The following is an 18031-nucleotide window of genomic DNA, read 5'->3' as shown; positions in this document are numbered from 1 at the left end:
TGCATGGGATAGCCTTTCTAAATGGTTTATTTTGCAATTCTATTTTACCAAGACTATCGCAACCATGCAAAAAGCAACGGCAAATCCGTTGCTTTTTTTGTAGCAAAGGGACTATTGTCCCAGACTCATGTAAATATTAGATGCCCCCTACAGGGCTCGAACCTGTGACCCATGGATTAAGAGTCCACTGCTCTACCAACTGAGCTAAGGAGGCAACAGAAAAAGCTGTATTGGTGCCGGACCTTCACGATTTGTATTGAACCCGCGCAATTAAGCAGGTGGGCAACTCGCTCTAACTGAAGCTGCTTCCGCGTGAAACGGCCTGCAAGCTGTTAGAAGTCTTTTGTTTCCCTAATAATACAAAAAATAGTCGGTCAACACTTAAGTGTGAAGTCGTACACCACAGCGTTTCTATAATTATGATACCACAATTTTTGAAAAATTCAAGAGAAAAAATTGATTTTTTGCAAACGATACCACGATTTTTTAGTGGTTTTTGAGTTGTTCAATCTTATTTTTAGTCATGCCAAGGGCTCGTTCGTACTTCCCGTTTTCGTTCGGAGTGAAATAATCGGCATTTTTAATTTTTTCAGGAAGGTAGTCTTGCTGCACCCAATTACCAGGATAGTTATGTGGATATTTGTAATCTTGCGCATTTCCCAGCTCCTTGCTACCAGCGTAGTGACCGTCTCGTAGACGGCGGGGGATAGCGAGATTTCCGTTCTGGCGCAAGTCAGAGAGCGCCTTGTCCATGGCTACGTAGGCCGAGTTGGACTTAGGAGAGAGCGCTAGGTCAATGACAATGTTGGAAATGAGGATGCGAGCTTCTGGGAATCCGATTTTCTGAGCGGCTTCAAGTGCAGTCACCGTATGAATCTGAGCATCGGGGTTTGCCAGACCAATGTCCTCATAAGCGATAACCGTCAGACGTCGTGCGAGACTGGGAAGGTCTCCAGCTTCAATCAAGCGAGCTGCATAATGGAGACTGGCATTGACATCAGACCCGCGAATAGACTTCTGTAAGGCGGACAGAACGTCATAGTGCCCGTCTCCGTCCTTGTCCATAGTGATGTAGCTCTTTTGTAGGCTGTTTTCCATAATATCCAGAGTGATATGGTGAACGCCTGTATTATCTGCTTGAGTAGAGAGAACTGCTAAATCTAGAGAATTAAAGGCTGAGCGCAAGTCTCCGTTCGTGGAAGTGGCAATAAAATCCAGTGCGTCATCATCTAGCTGAACAGGAAAATCAAAACCTCGTTCGGTGTCCGTCAGGGCTGTTTGAATGGCTTGTTTAATATCATCATTTGTCAGAGGTTCCAACTCGAAAATTTGTACTCGGCTGCGAATAGCGGGAGTGACGGAGAAAAAAGGATTTTCTGTTGTGGCGCCAATCATGATGACCAGACCGTTTTCCAAGAGCGGTAGGAGGAAGTCCTGTTTGGTCTTGTCCAAGCGATGAATCTCGTCTAACAGCAGCACCAAACCACCAGAGAATTTGGCTTCTTCTGCAATCTCTTGCAGACGCTTCTTACTATCAACGGTAGCATTAAAGGTCCGAAAAGCAAATTTGGTGGTTCCTGCAATAGCCGAGGCAATTGAAGTCTTGCCAATCCCTGGTGGACCGTAGAGAATCATGGAAGACAGGCGATTGGCTTCCACCATGCGACGAATGATTTTTCCTTCGCCAACCAGATGTTTCTGACCGATGACCTGATTGATATTTTTAGGCCGCATGCGAATCGCTAAATTGTCTGGCATACGTTTTCCTCCTTACTGGTATTCTTTTCAACTGTTCTAATTTATGTTACTATAGTTGTATCTATTTTAACACATTTTAAAGGATTGGAGAGAGGCTGGCTATGGTTAAATATGGATTTTTGGATATATTAAATGAAGAAATGGGGCAATGCTTTCCATTTGACTATGAGATAAACTGGGATAAGAAGAATCATGCCGTAGAAGTGTCCTTTCTCTTAGAAGTACAAAATGCAAATGGCATCGAACTGTTAGATGTGGATGGAGAAAGTAGCACAGAAGACATTTTCTTTGAAGAAAGCGTTCTCTTTTATAATCCTGCCAAGTCTCACTTTGAAACAGAGGATTATCTAACAGTTGTTCCTTACGAGCCAAAAAAAGGTTTGTCTCGTGAATTCTTGACCTACTTTGTGGATTTTTTGAAGCAGACAGCCGAAGAGGGATTAGATGCTCTCATGGATTTCCTGGCAGATCCAGCGGCAGAGGAATTTGAAATTGTCTGGAATAATAAAGCTTTTGAAAAAGCCAGAGCAGATTTGAAAGAGACGGACTTTTATCCCTATCCGAGATACTGAAATACAAGCGTGCCTAAGAAGATCACTGATTTTACGGAGGTAGGGAAGAATGAGTGATATGACTGTTTTGTATCAAACGTTTGATTTTTCAGGTTGTAAAATTGCTTTGCTGTATGGCGATACAATTTTAACCATTTTAAGAGACGATATTCCCGCTATTCCTTATCCCAATATGTGGGATTTTCCTGGCGGTGGGAGAGAAAAGGACGAGACGCCTTTTGAGTGCATTAAAAGAGAAGTTTTTGAGGAGCTGGGCATTGAACTGATGGAGGATTCCATTGTTTGGGTCAAATGTTATCAGGGCTTTGTTCATCCTGAGAAAATTTCTGTTTTCATGGTGGCTTCTATCTGTCAAGAACTGATAGATCAGATTGTTTTTGGTGACGAAGGACAAGGCTACAAATTAGTAAATATAGAAGAATTATTAGCAGATGAAAGCGTCATTCCACAGTTGAAAAGCAGATTAGGAGATTATTTGGAGGTGCAGAGATGATTCATATAGAACAAGCAGAAGCTACAGATTTAGAAACCATTATCAATATTCAACGTGCTAGTTTCAAGGCTGTTTATGAGAAATATCATGATCAGTATGACCCTTATTTGGAAGATAGAGAGCGGATCAAGTGGAAGTTGGTGGAACGTCTTAATAGTTTTTACTATTTTGTCAAAGATAATGAGGAAATTGTTGGCTTTCTTCGCTTGCAAACCAACGATGAGCGAACAAAAGGTTGGCTTGGGACAGCTGCAATTTTACCTCAATATCAGCGAAAAGGCTATGGCTACGAAGGAATTCGCCTGCTAGAGAAAAAATTTCCGACGATTACTCAGTGGGATTTGTGTACAGTTTTCCAAGATGAACCTATGGTCAAATTTTATGAAAAATGCGGCTATCATCAAATGCATACTGAACCAGAGCAAGAGGGCATGGATATGGTTTATATGACGAAGAGTATTAAAAGAAAGGAATGACACATGAACACTTGGCAAGAACTAACCATTACGGTCAGCCGTGAGGCGGAAGAAGCGGTCAGTAATATTCTAATTGACCTAGGTAGTCAAGGTGTGGCGATTGATGACAGCGCAGATTATCTGGGGCAGGTTGACCAGTACGGTGAGCTTTTTCCAGAAGTTGAGCAGAGCGAGCGGGTCAGGATTACCGGCTATTATCCGGATTCGGTGGATATAGAGGATATTGCAGCTCAGGCCAATGAGCGACTGGCTGAGCTGGACGGCTTCGGCTTGGAGACGGGAGATATTGAGCTGACTCGTCAGGAACTGGCAGAGGAAGATTGGGCGGACAATTGGAAAAAATATTTTGAACCGGCTCGAATCACCCATGACTTGACCATCGTGCCGTCCTGGACGGACTACGAGGTGACCACTGGTGAGAAGATTATCAAGCTGGATCCTGGCATGGCCTTTGGTACGGGCACTCACCCGACGACCAAGATGAGCCTCTTTGCTCTGGAGCAGGTCCTGCGGGGCGGAGAAACGGTGCTGGATGTGGGTACAGGCAGTGGGGTTCTCTCCATTGCCAGCTCTCTCTTGGGTGCCAAGGAGATTTTCGCCTATGACCTAGACGATGTGGCTGTCCGTGTTGCTCAGGAAAATATTGCGCTGAATGCTGGGACTGAAAATATTCATGTGGCAGCTGGCGACCTTCTCAAAGGCGTTGATATTGAGGCTGATGTCATTGTAGCTAATATTCTGGCGGATATTTTGGTAAATCTGACGGATGATGCTTACCGTTTGCTTAAGGATGAGGGCTATCTGATTATGAGCGGGATTATCTCTGAGAAATGGGATCTGGTGCGGGAGTCAGCAGAAGCTGCTGGATTTTTCCTTGAGACCCACATGATTCAGGGCGAGTGGAATGCCTGTGTCTTTAAGAAAACCAAGGAGATTTCAGGAGTGATAGGAGGCTAGATGCAGCAGTATTTTGTGAAGGGACAGGTTGAAAAGCCTGTCATTATCAAAGATAAAGATACCCTTAAGCATATGTTTTCTGTGATGCGTTTGGTAGAAGATGATGAAGTGGTGCTGGTTTTTGAAGATGGCATTAAACGTCTAGCAAGAGTTGCAGATAGAGAGTGCCATGTGCTGAATCTGGTAGAAGATTTACCAGACAACGCGGAGCTGCCGCTTCATGTGACGGTTGCTTCTGGCTTTCCCAAGGGAGACAAGCTGGAATGGGTGGCTCAGAAAACGACAGAACTGGGTGCAGCTGCTATCTGGGCTTTTCCGGCGGACTGGTCTGTTGCCAAGTGGGACGGCAAGAAATTAGCTAAAAAGACAGAAAAACTTGAAAAAATCGTTTTGGGAGCAGCAAAGCAGAGCAAACGCAATCGGGTACCAGAAGTCCGACTTTTTGAGAAGAAAATTGATTTTTTAGATTGTTTGAGTCAGTTTGACTGCGTCATTGTAGCTTATGAGGAATCTGCCAAAGAGGGAGAGTCTGCTGCTTTGGTCAAGGCTGTGACAGAACTCAAAAAAGGAAGTCGGATTTTATTTATTTTTGGTCCAGAAGGTGGCCTGTCTCCAGCAGAAATTGCCACATTGGAAGAGATGGGAGCTATACTTGCAGGGCTGGGTCCACGTATCTTGCGGACAGAGACAGCTCCGCTTTACGCACTCAGTGCAGTCAGTGTACTGACAGAGCTACTGCAATAGGGAAAAATCATTGGGAAAGCTAATTTCTATTGTCCTTAACTCCTGACTTTGGTATAATATAAGTGAAATATCTAGCTTAGCTAGAAAGGATGGAAGTACAGGAACAAATTTGCTAGCTAGATGACGAAAAATGCTTTTGCTTGATAAGGAGAGGAGGTTCAATCATGTCTTTATCTACCTTATTTGAGTTGTTGATTGCTATGCTAGGCGTTGTATCAGCTTGCTATCTCATTTATGCTTATGTTGAATTTATCGGAGATATGTTGCATACTGAAAAACATCACTTCTTCCATCACAACCCGCCTATTTAAAGGCGGGCTTTTTACCTGAAATGGTGCCATGTTCTTTTTCCTAGTGTATTGGGGAAATGGTATTGAATCTGCAGCTTTTAGGTATTTCTTATGATTCTATTGCTTTCTTCTGTATTTCCTTGTTTTCATATCGGTCTAAAAATGATAAAATGGTAGGAAGAACTGGAGAGAGAAAATGCCAAAAGAAGTGAATTTGACGGGCGATCAAGTGGTCGCTCTTACTAGAAAGTATTTATCATCAGAAGATGTTGCCTTGGTTCAAAAAGCTTTGGTTTATGCAGTAGATCGGCATCGGGGGCAATTTCGCCAATCAGGTGAGCCATATATCATCCATCCGATTCAAGTGGCAGGGATTTTAGCTAAGCTAAAGTTGGATGCGGTCAGTGTCGCTTGCGGTTTTTTACATGATGTTGTAGAAGACACAGCTGCAACTTTGGACGATTTGGAAGGCGAATTTGGACATGATGTGCGCGTGATTGTCGATGGTGTGACCAAACTTGGTAAAGTCAAGTACATGTCTCACGAGGAGCAGTTGGCTGAAAACCACCGAAAAATGCTAATGGCGATGTCTAAGGATATTCGTGTCATTTTGGTCAAGCTGGCAGACCGTTTGCACAATATGCGAACGCTCAAGCATCTGCGCAAAGACAAGCAGGAACGCATCTCACGTGAAACCATGGAAATTTATGCTCCGTTGGCTCATCGCTTGGGGATTTCGAGCGTCAAATGGGAATTGGAAGATTTAGCTTTTCGATATTTGAATCCGACAGAGTTTTATAAGATTTCCCACCTGATGAAAGAAAAACGTCGGGAACGTGAGGAGTTAGTGGACGAAGTGGTTCATAAGATTGAAACCTATGCGTCTGAGCGTAATCTTCATGGGGAAATTTACGGTCGTCCAAAACATATTTATTCCATTTATCGCAAAATGCAAGACAAGAAAAAGCGCTTTGATGAAATTTATGACCTGATTGCCATTCGCTGCATTTTAGATACGCAAAGTGATGTGTACGCTATGCTGGGTTACATTCATGAACTTTGGCGCCCCATGCCTGGGCGTTTCAAAGACTATATCGCCAATCGCAAAGCGAACGGTTATCAGTCTATCCACACCACCGTTTATGGACCTAAAGGTCCGATTGAGTTTCAAATTCGGACGAAAGAAATGCACGAAGTGGCTGAATACGGGGTTGCTGCACACTGGGCCTATAAAAAAGGTATTAAAGGGCAGGTTGATAGCAAAGAATCGGCGATTGGGATGAATTGGATTAAGGAGATGATGGAACTCCAAGACCAGTCTAATGATGCACAGGATTTTGTGGATTCTGTCAAAGAAAATTACCTTGCTGAGGAAATCTATGTCTTTACACCGGACGGAGCTGTCCGCTCGTTGCCAAAAGACTCTGGACCGATTGATTTTGCTTATGAAATCCATACTAAAGTTGGTGAAAAGGCGGTTGGTGCCAAGGTCAATGGTCGCATGGTGCCGCTAACTACGAAGCTAAAAACTGGAGATCAAGTTGAGATTATTACCAGTACCAATTCATTTGGTCCAAGTCGTGACTGGATTAATGTTGTAAAAACAAGCAAGGCCCGCAATAAGATTCGTCAATTTTTCAAAAACCAAGACAAGGAATTATCCATTTCTAAAGGGCGCGAACTTTTACAGGCACAATTCCAAGAACATGGCTATGTAGCTAATAAATACATGGACAAAAAGCACATGGAAGAAGTCCTGCAAAAAACGAGCTACAAAACAGAAGAAGCTCTTTTTGCGGCGATTGGTTTTGGTGAGATTGGTGCGATTTCTATTTTTAACCGTTTGACAGAAAAAGAACGCCGTGAGGAAGAGCGTGCTAAAGCGAGAGCTGAAGCAGAAGAGCTTGTTAAGGGCGGAGAAGTGAAGCGTGAGAATAAAGAAACGCTGAAAGTCAAGCATGAGGGCGGCGTCATTATCCAAGGTGCGTCAGGGCTTTTGATACGGATTGCCAAATGTTGCAATCCAGTTCCTGGTGACGAGATTGTCGGGTACATTACCAAAGGGCGTGGCGTGGCGATTCACCGTAAGGACTGTATGAATCTGCGGGCGCAGGAAAATTATGAACAGCGCTTGATTGATGTCGAATGGGAAGAAAATACCTCTACTAAGGAATACACAGCGCATATTGATATTTATGGTTTGAATCGAGCAGGTCTGTTGAACGATGTGCTGCAAGTTTTGTCCAATACAACCAAAAATATCTCCACTGTGAATGCACAGCCAACGAAGGATATGAAATTTGCCAACATCCATGTTTCTTTTGGGATTGCTAATCTATCTATGCTCACAACAGTTGTAGATAAGATTAAGAGCGTGCCTGAAGTTTATTCTGTCAAAAGGACAAATGGCTAGGTGAGGACAGCAGAGCGGAAATGTTTTGCTAGAATTGCGTTTTTGCGAATTAATTCACAAAATGTAACGGAAATTAGGAAGTTCAACAATGAAAATAGTGATTCAGCGTGTGAAGCGGGCTTCGGTATCGATTGATAGCGAACTTTACAATCAAATTCAGCAAGGCCTGCTGTTGCTAGTCGGTGTTGCTCCAGATGATGTTCGAGAAGATGTGGCATATGCGGCGAGAAAAATTGCCAATATGCGGATTTTTTCAGATGATGAAGACAAGATGAACTTGTCCGTCAAAGACGTAAAGGGAGAAATTCTTTCTATTTCTCAATTTACCCTTTACGCAGATACAAAAAAAGGTAATCGCCCAGCTTTTACAGGCGCTGCGCAACCAGACTTGGCTAGTCAGTTATATGATGATTTTAACGAATTGCTAAGTCAAGATATACCTGTCAAAACAGGTGTTTTCGCAGCTGATATGCAGGTTGAGTTAGTCAATGACGGACCGGTGACGATTGTGTTAGATACGAAGAATCGTTGAGAAAATGATAAATAAAAACGAGTCTGGACAAAACTGTTCCAGACTTGTTTGCTTTCTAGGATAAAACTCAATACGCATTGAGCAGTCTCCAATGTGTTAATGTTATCAGTTGCGACTTCCTTTTATATTTTTTCCACATAAAGCTGTTGAGCGATAGCAGAGTTGACTTGCAGCTCTTTTCCATTGACCTTGAGCGCATACAGTTGAGCGTAAGGATCGTATTGCTCCAGTATCAGCGTATCTCCCAGATGTAAATCGTGTTTTTCCAAATATTTTAATAGTTCAAATTCATCGTGAACTCGTGCTAAACGATAGGTTCCAGCATTTTCGACTTGATCTAAAGTCAATTGGTATTTTTCGACCAATAATTCACCTTTTGCAGGAATGGTTCCGCCGTGGGGACAGGTTTCTGGGAAATTCAGCATTTTTTCTAAGCGCTCGACAAATAATTCTGAAACGGTGTGTTCTAAGACTTCCGCTTCTTCATGGATTTGATCAGTCGTATATCCCAAATCATGTACGAGGAAAGCCTCGATGAGTCGGTGCTTGCGATATAGCTCAGAAACAAGATGTAAACCAAGATCTGTCAGTAAATAACCGCTTGTTTTATCTTTTACAATCAATTTTTCGGCTTTCATCTTTTTAATCATTTCTGTAACAGCTGGGGGAGATACCTGCATTTGGGCGGCAATTTCTTTATTTGTAATTTTTTGAGTATGTGTACCAATCTCATAAATACATTTGAGGTAATCTTCTTTGTTTGGGGTCATGTTGTCCTTTTACTCCTTATCTTACTAGTATATCAAAAATAACTTAAGAATACAGCCGATAACCGCTTGTTTCAGAGAATGAAAGGCTTATTATTCAAGAAGAATTTCAAGTAAAAAGGAACTGGCAATCAATTCCGGCTCCTTTTTCCATTTCTTATTTGCTAAGACCTTCTGAAATCTTATCTAAGTTCCATTTCATCATATCGTAGTAGCTATCTCCTTTTTCACCTTTTTCAGCGATTGAATCAGTGAAAATCTTGGCATAAATTGGAATTTTTGTATCTTTTGAAACAGTCTTCATTGGACGGTCATCTACACTACTTTCGACAAAGAGTGAAGGGACTTTAGTTTTACGAAGTTTTTCAACTAGTGTTTTGATTTGGTCTGGAGTTCCTTCTTCTTCTGTGTTGATTTCCCAGATGTAAGCAGATGGCACGCCGTAGGCTTTAGAGAAGTATTTGAAGCAACCTTCGCTGGTAACAATCATTTTCTTTTCAGCAGGAATGTTGTTGAATTTTGCTTTTGCTTCCTTGTCCAATGCTTCAAGTTTCGCAGTATAGGCTTTCAGATTCTTTTCGTAAGTTTCTTTGTTTTTAGGGTCTTTTTCAATCAAACGTTTTGCAATATTTTTTGCATAGATAACTCCGTTTTCAAGATTGAGCCAAGCGTGTGGGTCTTCTTTTCCTTTTTCGCTTTGACCTTCAAGATAAATGACCTCAACACCGTCACTTACAGCATAGTAATCTTTGTTTTCTTTCTTTTTCGCGTTTTTAACTAATTTTGTAAACCAAGCATTTCCGCCTGTTTCCAAATTGATACCATTGTAGAAAATCAAATCAGCTTTTGATGTTTTTTTCACATCTTCTGGTAATGGTTCGTATTCATGTGGATCTTTTCCGACAGGAACGATACTGTGCAGATTGATTTTATCACCGGCGATATTTTTAGTAATATCAGCGATGATAGAGTTGGTAGCAACAACATTCAATTTTGAAGATTTGTTGGTGGAAGTTCCTTTTTGACCAGCGCAGGCGACAAGACCAACGACGGCTAAAAACAGAACGGTGATAAAACCTAGTTTTTTCATGTAAGGTTCTCCTTTAATAAATTAAATACTAACTTTATTTTAGCTTGGGTTTGTTTTTAAGTTTGTTAAATCGTTGTTTTGGAGCGATAAAGAAACTAATGGCAAAGATAATGGCAGATGTCAGTACAATACTTGAGCCGGCCGCAACATTAAAGGTATAGCCAATGAAGAGTCCTAAGACAGATGCAATTGCCCCCAAGCTAGAAGACAAGATAATCATTGTTTTAAGACTGTTAGCGTAAAGATAAGCAGTAGCAGCAGGTGTAATCAGCATAGCAACAATCAAAATCGTTCCCACACTTTGCATAGCTGTAACTGCAACTAGCGTCAAGAGAATCATCAAGAGATAATGATAAAAATTGACTGGCATCCCCATCGCTTTTGCCAGAAGTGGATCGAAAGAAGTAATCAATAGTTCTTTGAAGAACATTCCAATGACAATCAGGACAGCGATTCCGACACCGATTGTAATCCACATGTCGATGTCTTGTACGGCCAAGATATTCCCAAAAAGAATATGGAAAAGGTCAGTTGAACTATTCGCAACCCCGATCAAGATGACTCCAAGAGCTAAAAAGGAGCTAAAAGTTATTCCAATGGCAGTATCACTTTTAATAATTGAATTTCCTCTAATATAAGTAATAATAACCGAGGCTAAAAGTCCAAAAACAATGGCTCCGATAAAGAAGTTGATTCCTAAGATAAAGGAGAGCGCAACTCCCGGTAAGACCGCATGTGAAATGGCATCGCCCATCAAAGACATGCCTCTTAGAATGATGAAGCAACCAACTGCTCCAGCAACAATCCCGATGACAATGGCTGTAATCAGTGCATTTTGTAGAAAATGGAAATTTTGTAGTCCATCAAGAAATTCTGAAAACATATTAAAGACCTCCATTCACAAAAAGCTGAGAGCCGTAGGCTTTTTTCAAGTTTTCTTCTGTGAAAGTTGATGAAGTTTCCCCAATGGCAATGAGTTCTTTATTCAAAATTAAAACTTGATCAAAATAATGCGGGACTTTTCCTAAGTCATGGTGGACGATGAGAATCGTTTTTCCTTGTTCTTTTAGATTGCGTAGCGTTGTCATGATAATTTCTTCGCTGATCGAATCAATCCCGACAAACGGTTCGTCCAGAAAGATACAGTCTGCTTCTTGTACCAGACAGCGCGCAATCAAGACCCGTTGAAATTGCCCTCCTGACAACTGGCTGATTTGGCGTTCAGCATAATCCTCTAAGCCGACAATGCGCAGCGCATTTGTCACCTTGTCCCAGTCTGTGCTTTTTAGTCTGTGAAACAATTTCACTTTTGGATACAGTCCAAGCGACACACATTCTTTTACTTTGATAGGAAAGTTGTAGTCAATGTGAATTTTTTGTTCCACATAAGCAACGTGACTGAGTACTTTTGAGAATTCTTTATCATCAAGATAAGTTTGTCCAGCGTGGTCAATGATGCCCAACATCCCTTTTAAAAGGGTGGATTTGCCAGCTCCGTTTGGACCGATAATTCCCATGATAGTTGGGCCTTGGATTTCCAAAGAAATCTGATTGAGAGCAAGCGTTTCCTGATAAGAGACACTTAAATTTTCGATACGTATCATTTTTATACACCCCTACTGTTAATATACATTAAAATAAAAATTAAGTCAAGTTAATTTTTAGAATTTTTAAGAAAAATCAGAAGCAAGGTTTGCCAGAAAACTCCCTTTTGATAAAAGTTTGATTATTCAGAACTTTTTTGATAGGATTAAGATAAAACAATGAAAGCGAGAACAAGATGACACGTTTACAAGATGATTTTTTTGACTATGTTAATGGTGAATGGGAAAAAACAGCAGTTATTCCTGATGACAAGCCTATGACAGGTGGATTTATGGATCTGGATCAAGATATTGAAAAATTGATGCTAGCTACAACTGATAAATGGTTAGCAGGTCAAGATGTACCGGATGATCCAATCTTGCAAAATTTTGTGAAATACCATCGTTTGGTGGCAGATTTTGACGGACGGGAACAAGCAGGAGTTGCTCCAGCGATGCCGCTTGTGGAAGAATATAAAGCGCTTGGCTCTTTTAAGGAATTTGCAGATAAGATTGCTGAATATGAAATGGCTGGAAAGCCAAATTTCTTTACTTTTGATGTTGCTCCAGACTTTATGAATGCGCAAATGAATGTTCTCTGGGCCGATGCGCCTGGAATCATTTTGCCAGATACAACCTACTATGAAGAAGGAAATGAAAAAGGCAAGGAATTGCTGGCAATCTGGCGGAAAATGCAGGAAGAATTGTTGACTAAATTTGGCTTTTCGGCAGAGGAAACAAAAGATATTTTGGATAAATATCTGGAATTGGATGCTAAATTAGCCAAGTATGTCCTGTCAAATGAAGAAAGTTCAGAATATGTGAAATTGTATCATCCTTACGATTGGGCAGATTTTACGAAGCTAGCTCCAGAATTGCCGCTTGACGCGATTTTTACAGAGATTTTGGGACAAGTCCCAGACAAAGTGATTGTTCCTCAAGAGCGTTTCTGGAAAGACTTTGCAGCAGAATGTTATTCAGAAAAGAATTGGGAGCATTTGCATGCGGCACTGAAGTTATTCTCTACTGGAGCATGGACTTCTTTGCTCACTGAAGAAATTCGTGTCCTTTCAGGTACCTATGCACGCGCTATCTCAGGTGTCCCAGAACCACGTCCAAAAGAAAAGGCAGCTTACCAGCTAGCGCAAGGTCCGTATAACCAAGCACTTGGTTTGTGGTATGCGGGAGAAAAATTCTCACCTGAAGCAAAAGCAGATGTAGAGCACAAAGTTGCTGCTATGATTGATGTTTATAAGTCGCGTCTGGAAACGGCGGATTGGCTCGCTAAGGAAACACGTGACAAAGCGATTGTCAAACTCAATGTCATCACACCGCATATCGGCTATCCAGAGAAATTGCCAGAAACCTATGCGAAAAAAGTGATTGATGAGAATTTGAGTTTGGTGGAGAATGCTCAAAATTTAGCAAAAATTTCTATTGCGCATACATGGAGCAAGTGGAACAAGGAAGTGGATCGCAGTGAATGGCACATGCCAGCCCATATGGTCAACGCGTATTATGACCCACAGCAAAATCAAATTGTGTTCCCAGCAGCTATTCTCCAAGCGCCATTTTATGATTTACATCAATCTTCATCAGCTAACTATGGTGGAATCGGTGCGGTGATTGCTCATGAAATTTCTCATGCCTTTGACTCAAATGGAGCTTCATTTGACGAACACGGAAGTTTGAACAATTGGTGGAAGTCAGAAGATTACGAGGCCTTTCAAGCACGTACTCAAAAGGTGATTGAGCAATTTGACGGACAGGATTCTTACGGTGCTAAAGTCAATGGGAAACTAACTGTTTCAGAAAATATTGCAGACCTTGGTGGTATTGCGGCAGCACTGGAAGCCGCTAAGAAAGAAGCAGACTTCTCTGCAGAAGAATTCTTTACTAACTTTGCCCGTATCTGGCGCATGAAAGCTCGGCCAGAGTTCATGCAGATGCTAGCCAGCGTGGACGTGCATGCTCCTGGAAAACTTCGGGCAAATGTTCAATTGCCAAACTTTGATGATTTCTTTACGACTTTTGATGTTAAAGAAGGCGATGGCATGTGGCGCAAACCAGAAGACCGCGTGATTATTTGGTAATGGTTCACTTTACTTAAAACCAGTTGGAAGGCACTAGCCCCATAAAATGAGACACAAGAAAAACCCTCCTGTTGAAATCTAGTAAACTAGAAACAGGAGGGTTTTGTTGTGGTTAAAAAAGCGTATTCGGTAGAAACTAAGTTAGCCTGCATTGAAATGAAGAAGGCAGGTAAGTCAAATAAGGTCATCATGGAGACTCTGGGCATCAAAAATGTTAGTCAGGTCAAGACCTGGTGGCGATGGTATCGAAATGATGAACTGCACCGTTTCCATCAACCTGTGGGGAAACAATATACCTACGGTAAAGGAATGGGACAGCTATCTGAAGTGGAACAGTTACGACTACAGGTAGAACTACTAAAAAAGTATCGGAGCTTGGTAAGGTCATCGACAAAGTAAGTCTTATCAAGCTGGTGGAAGAATACAAAAACGTCTGCCCAGTATCCGTCATTCTGGACTGTTTTGGTATCAAACGATCCACTTTCTACCGTTGGAAAGTAGAAGGTAAAAAAACTAAGCAAAGGGACGAGGTTGTAGAAAAAATAGAGCGAATCTGTATGGGAAATCAGTTTATCTACGGCTACCGTACCATCACTCGATTGCTCAAGAAGAGGGATAACCTTGTCATCAATCCTAAAAAGGTTTATCGTATTATGAAGGAGAATGGTTAGCTCTGCCGTGTACGTCCTAAGAAGGGGCCGAGTCTAGGTAAGCCCTACTATGTAACAGAGAATAAGCTAGATCGTGATTTTAAAGCAGAAAAGCCACTGGAGAAGCTGGTCACAGACATGACCTACCTCTACTTTGGAAACTGTAAACTCTACCTGTCCTCTATCATGGATCTCTATAATCGTGAAATTGTGGCTTATACCATCTCAGATTGTCAGGATACGGACTTTGCGTTGGATACTTTGAACCAACTGAATGTGTCTCAAGGAGCGCTCTTGCACAGCGATCAGGGCTCTGTCTACACCTCAAAAGCTTATTACCAGGCTTGCACAGAAAAAGGCATCACCCGCTCTATGTCCCATAGGGGAACACCAGCGGATAATGTCTGTATCGAATGGTTTCATTCTGTCCTAAAGTCTGAAACCTTCTATCTCCATAACTGGAGAAACTTAACCAAAGATAGTAGAACAGATATTGTCAAATCTACATCATATTTTATAATGAAACTAGAATTCAACAGAGATGAAACGACCGATCTCCTGTGGATTACAGAAATCTGGTCGCCCAAAAAGGGGGTTTCTTCTGTCCCATTATTGGGGTGCAGTGCCGAATGACCAGCTGGTTTTTTGTGTTTGAGAATATAGAAACAGACTTTCCTTAATTATGCCTTTTAAAATCGCCTAAAAATGGTATAATAATAACATCACAAAATTGGAGTGAATCAATGACTTTTTATAATCACAAATCAATTGAAAAAAAATGGCAAAATTATTGGGCGGAAAATCATACGTTTAAAACAGGAACAGACGCTGACAAACCAAATTTTTATGCGTTGGATATGTTCCCTTACCCGTCTGGTGCTGGTCTTCACGTAGGACACCCAGAAGGCTACACGGCGACTGATATTCTTAGTCGTTTCAAACGTGCGCAAGGCTACAACGTTCTTCACCCAATGGGCTGGGATGCCTTTGGGCTGCCTGCCGAGCAATACGCAATGGATACAGGTAATGACCCAGCTGAGTTTACGGCAGAAAATATTGCCAACTTCAAACGCCAAATCAATGCACTGGGCTTCTCTTATGACTGGGACCGTGAAGTGAACACAACGGATCCTAACTACTACAAATGGACTCAGTGGATTTTCACAAAATTATATGAAAAAGGGTTGGCATACGAAGCTGAAGTGCCAGTTAACTGGGTTGAAGAACTAGGTACAGCCATCGCTAACGAAGAAGTACTTCCTGACGGAACATCTGAACGTGGTGGTTACCCAGTTGTCCGCAAACCCATGCGCCAATGGATGCTGAAAATCACAGCTTATGCTGAACGTCTGCTCGAAGATTTAGAAGACCTTGATTGGCCAGAGTCTATCAAGGACATGCAACGTAACTGGATTGGCAAATCAACTGGTGCTAACGTTACCTTTAAAATCAAAGATACGGATAAAGATTTCACCGTATTTACAACTCGTCCAGATACATTATTTGGTGCGACTTATGCTGTTTTAGCGCCTGAACATCCACTTGTTGATGTGATTACAACACCAGAACAAGCGCAAGCTGTTGCTGACTACAAACATCAAGCAAGTCTTAAATCTGACCTTGCTCGTACAGACCTTGCTAAAGAAAAAACAGGTGTCTGGACTGGTAGCTATGCCATTAATCCAGTAAATGGCAAGGAAATCCCAATCTGGATTGCAGACTATGTTCTTGTAAGCTACGGTACTGGTGCTATCATGGCGGTTCCTGCTCACGATAAGCGCGACTGGGAATTTGCTAAGCAATTCGGCTTGGAAATCGTTCCCGTTCTTGAAGGTGGAAATGTTGAGGAAGGAGCTTTCACAGAAGACGGTCTTCACATCAATTCTGGCTTCTTAGACGGCCTTGATAAAGCACAAGCTATCGATAAAATGGTTGACTGGCTGGAAGCAGAAGGTGTCGGAAACAAAAAAGTAACTTACCGTCTGCGTGACTGGCTCTTCAGCCGTCAGCGTTATTGGGGTGAACCAATCCCAATCATCCACTGGGAAGACGGCACAACAACAGCTGTTCCAGAAGAGCAATTGCCGCTTGTATTGCCAGTAACCAAAGACATCAAACCTTCAGGTACAGGTGAAAGCCCACTTGCTAACTTGACCGATTGGCTGGAAGTGACGCGTGAAGATGGGATGAAAGGTCGCCGTGAAACAAACACAATGCCACAATGGGCAGGCTCTAGCTGGTATTATCTTCGCTATATCGACCCACACAACGATGAAAAATTAGCTGATGAAGAATTACTCAAGGCTTGGCTGCCGGTTGACATTTACATTGGTGGTGCAGAACATGCAGTGCTTCACCTTCTTTATGCTCGTTTCTGGCACAAATTCCTTTATGATTTAGGTGCCGTTCCAACCAAAGAACCATTCCAAAAACTCTTTAACCAAGGGATGATTTTAGGAACAAGCTACCGCGACCACCGTGGTGCGCTTGTGGCAACTGATAAAGTTGAAAAACGTGATGGTTCATTCTTCCACATTGAAACTGGTGAAGAACTTGAACAAGCACCAGCGAAAATGTCTAAATCACTAAAAAACGTTGTGAACCCTGACGATGTGGTTGAACGTTATGGTGCAGACACACTTCGAGTGTACGAAATGTTCATGGGACCACTTGATGCCTCAATCGCATGGTCTGAAGAAGGTCTTGAAGGCTCACGTAAATTCCTCGACCGCGTCTATCGCTTGTTGACAACAAAAGAAATTGTTGCAGAAAATAATGGCAATTTGGATAAAGTTTACAACGAAACAGTCAAAGCTGTAACTGAACAACTTGAAGCCATGAAATTCAACACAGCCATTGCTCAATTGATGGTATTCGTCAATGCTGCCAATAAAGAAGACAAACTCTTTGTTGGCTACGCTAAAGACTTTGTACAATTGTTAGCACCATTTGCACCACACCTTTCTGAAGAATTGTGGCAAACATTGACACAATCAGGTGAATCAATTTCATACGTTCCTTGGCCAACATGGGATGAAGCAAAACTCGTTGAAGATGAGGTTGAAATTGTCGTGCAAATCAAGGGCAAGGTTCGTGCGAAACTTGTGGTCGCAAAAGACTCAAGCCGTGAAGAGCTTGAAAAGCTTGCCCTTACCAATGAAAAAATCCAGTCTGAAATCGCTGAAAAACAGGTGGTTAAGGTGATTGTAGTCCCTAACAAACTTGTTAATATTGTTGTCAAGTAATAGGTTCTGTTAGCCTTATCTGCAACCTCCAATAACGTTTCAAGCTGTTGGAGGTACCTAAATTGGTGAATATTGTTGCGAAATAAAAGAAAAATGAGGATTCTGATAACATTTGGAATCCTTTTTTGCTGACTTAAACTAAAAAAGCTTAAACTTAAAAACAAGAAAAATAAAAAAAGATAAAAAAAGGTATTGACAAGAAGAGAAGGAGATGATATACTAAGATAGTTGTCGCTTGAGTGGCGACAAAGACCTTTGAAAACTGAACAAGACGAACCAATGTGCAGGCGACTGTTTAAGAAGACAGTCCGTCAAACATTAAGAAGAAACAATAAATCTGTCAGTGACAGAAATGAGTGAGAACTCAA

Annotated in this window: 15 protein-coding genes, 1 tRNA gene and 1 pseudogene; 11 read left to right on the top strand and 6 right to left on the bottom strand. The window is 41.7% G+C overall.

All coding sequences use genetic code 11. From position 1 onward, the window contains the following. Positions 1–141 precede the first annotated feature (141 nt). Positions 142–214, bottom strand: a tRNA-Lys gene (locus IYQ91_RS09620). Positions 215–486: 272 nt separating this feature from the next. Further along, entirely contained in the window at positions 487–1758 is a 1272-nt protein-coding gene (locus IYQ91_RS09615; protein WP_195673688.1) for a replication-associated recombination protein A, read from the bottom strand. A 101-nt stretch (positions 1759–1859) separates the two neighbouring features. Between IYQ91_RS09615 and IYQ91_RS09610 the strand changes: the two genes are divergently transcribed. The 8 genes from IYQ91_RS09610 (at position 1860) to dtd (ending at position 8235) form a co-directional block, all read left to right on the top strand. Further along, positions 1860–2330 carry a DUF3013 family protein gene (locus tag IYQ91_RS09610; RefSeq protein ID WP_003070713.1) on the top strand — a complete coding sequence of 157 codons (471 nt, stop codon included), beginning with the start codon at positions 1860–1862 and terminating at the stop codon, positions 2328–2330. 49 nt (positions 2331–2379) lie between these two features. After that, positions 2380–2823 (top strand): NUDIX hydrolase, encoded by a 444-nt coding sequence (locus IYQ91_RS09605; protein WP_195673687.1) that lies wholly within the window; start codon positions 2380–2382, stop codon positions 2821–2823. Continuing rightward, positions 2820–3299 carry a GNAT family N-acetyltransferase gene (locus IYQ91_RS09600; RefSeq protein ID WP_195673686.1) on the top strand — a complete coding sequence of 160 codons (480 nt, stop codon included), beginning with the start codon at positions 2820–2822 and terminating at the stop codon, positions 3297–3299. Before IYQ91_RS09605 ends, IYQ91_RS09600 begins: the two co-directional genes overlap by 4 nt. Positions 3300–3302: 3 nt before the next feature. Next, on the top strand, positions 3303–4256 hold the full coding sequence (gene prmA, locus IYQ91_RS09595; protein WP_195673685.1) for a 50S ribosomal protein L11 methyltransferase: 954 nt from the start codon (positions 3303–3305) through the stop codon (positions 4254–4256). Further along, positions 4257–5000 (top strand): 16S rRNA (uracil(1498)-N(3))-methyltransferase, encoded by a 744-nt coding sequence (locus tag IYQ91_RS09590; protein ID WP_195673684.1) that lies wholly within the window; start codon positions 4257–4259, stop codon positions 4998–5000. A gap of 164 nt (positions 5001–5164) precedes the next feature. After that, positions 5165–5311, top strand: a complete 147-nt coding sequence (locus tag IYQ91_RS09585; protein WP_003070706.1) for a hypothetical protein — start codon at positions 5165–5167, stop codon at positions 5309–5311. Positions 5312–5486: 175 nt separating this feature from the next. Next, on the top strand, positions 5487–7703 hold the full coding sequence (locus IYQ91_RS09580) for a RelA/SpoT family protein (RefSeq protein ID WP_106101087.1): 2217 nt from the start codon (positions 5487–5489) through the stop codon (positions 7701–7703). Positions 7704–7791: 88 nt separating this feature from the next. Further along, positions 7792–8235, top strand: coding sequence for a D-aminoacyl-tRNA deacylase (gene dtd / locus IYQ91_RS09575; protein ID WP_022526999.1), 444 nt, complete (start codon positions 7792–7794; stop codon positions 8233–8235). Positions 8236–8357: 122 nt separating this feature from the next. Here dtd and IYQ91_RS09570 read toward each other — a convergent pair whose 3' ends face one another. The 4 genes from IYQ91_RS09570 to IYQ91_RS09555 all read right to left on the bottom strand — a co-directional run bounded on the left by IYQ91_RS09570 (position 8358) and on the right by IYQ91_RS09555 (position 11696). Continuing rightward, a complete protein-coding gene (locus IYQ91_RS09570) occupies positions 8358–9005 on the bottom strand; it encodes a metal-dependent transcriptional regulator (protein WP_003026873.1) in 648 nt (215 codons plus the stop codon). 154 nt (positions 9006–9159) lie between these two features. Beyond that, positions 9160–10092: a metal ABC transporter substrate-binding protein gene (locus IYQ91_RS09565; RefSeq protein WP_022526998.1), complete on the bottom strand. Its 933-nt coding sequence runs from the start codon at positions 10090–10092 to the stop codon at positions 9160–9162. Between the two features lie 34 nt (positions 10093–10126). Continuing rightward, on the bottom strand, positions 10127–10975 hold the full coding sequence (locus IYQ91_RS09560) for a metal ABC transporter permease (RefSeq protein WP_003026866.1): 849 nt from the start codon (positions 10973–10975) through the stop codon (positions 10127–10129). A 1-nt stretch (position 10976) separates the two neighbouring features. Continuing rightward, positions 10977–11696 (bottom strand): metal ABC transporter ATP-binding protein, encoded by a 720-nt coding sequence (locus tag IYQ91_RS09555; protein WP_022526997.1) that lies wholly within the window; start codon positions 11694–11696, stop codon positions 10977–10979. Between the two features lie 176 nt (positions 11697–11872). Here IYQ91_RS09555 and IYQ91_RS09550 point away from each other — a divergent pair, with 176 nt between their 5' ends. From IYQ91_RS09550 to leuS, 3 genes and pseudogenes are all read left to right on the top strand, one after another. Beyond that, on the top strand, positions 11873–13768 hold the full coding sequence (locus IYQ91_RS09550) for a M13 family metallopeptidase (protein WP_126466467.1): 1896 nt from the start codon (positions 11873–11875) through the stop codon (positions 13766–13768). 156 nt (positions 13769–13924) lie between these two features. Further along, positions 13925–14963: pseudogene (locus IYQ91_RS09545) on the top strand (IS3 family transposase). Positions 14964–15161: 198 nt separating this feature from the next. Next, positions 15162–17663: a leucine--tRNA ligase gene (gene leuS, locus IYQ91_RS09540; protein ID WP_195673683.1), complete on the top strand. Its 2502-nt coding sequence runs from the start codon at positions 15162–15164 to the stop codon at positions 17661–17663. Positions 17664–18031: the final 368 nt, after the last annotated feature.

This window comes from Streptococcus sp. HF-2466, assembly GCF_015594645.1.
GTDB lineage: Bacteria > Bacillota > Bacilli > Lactobacillales > Streptococcaceae > Streptococcus > Streptococcus anginosus.
This window is presented reverse-complemented; position numbering and strand designations above follow the sequence as displayed.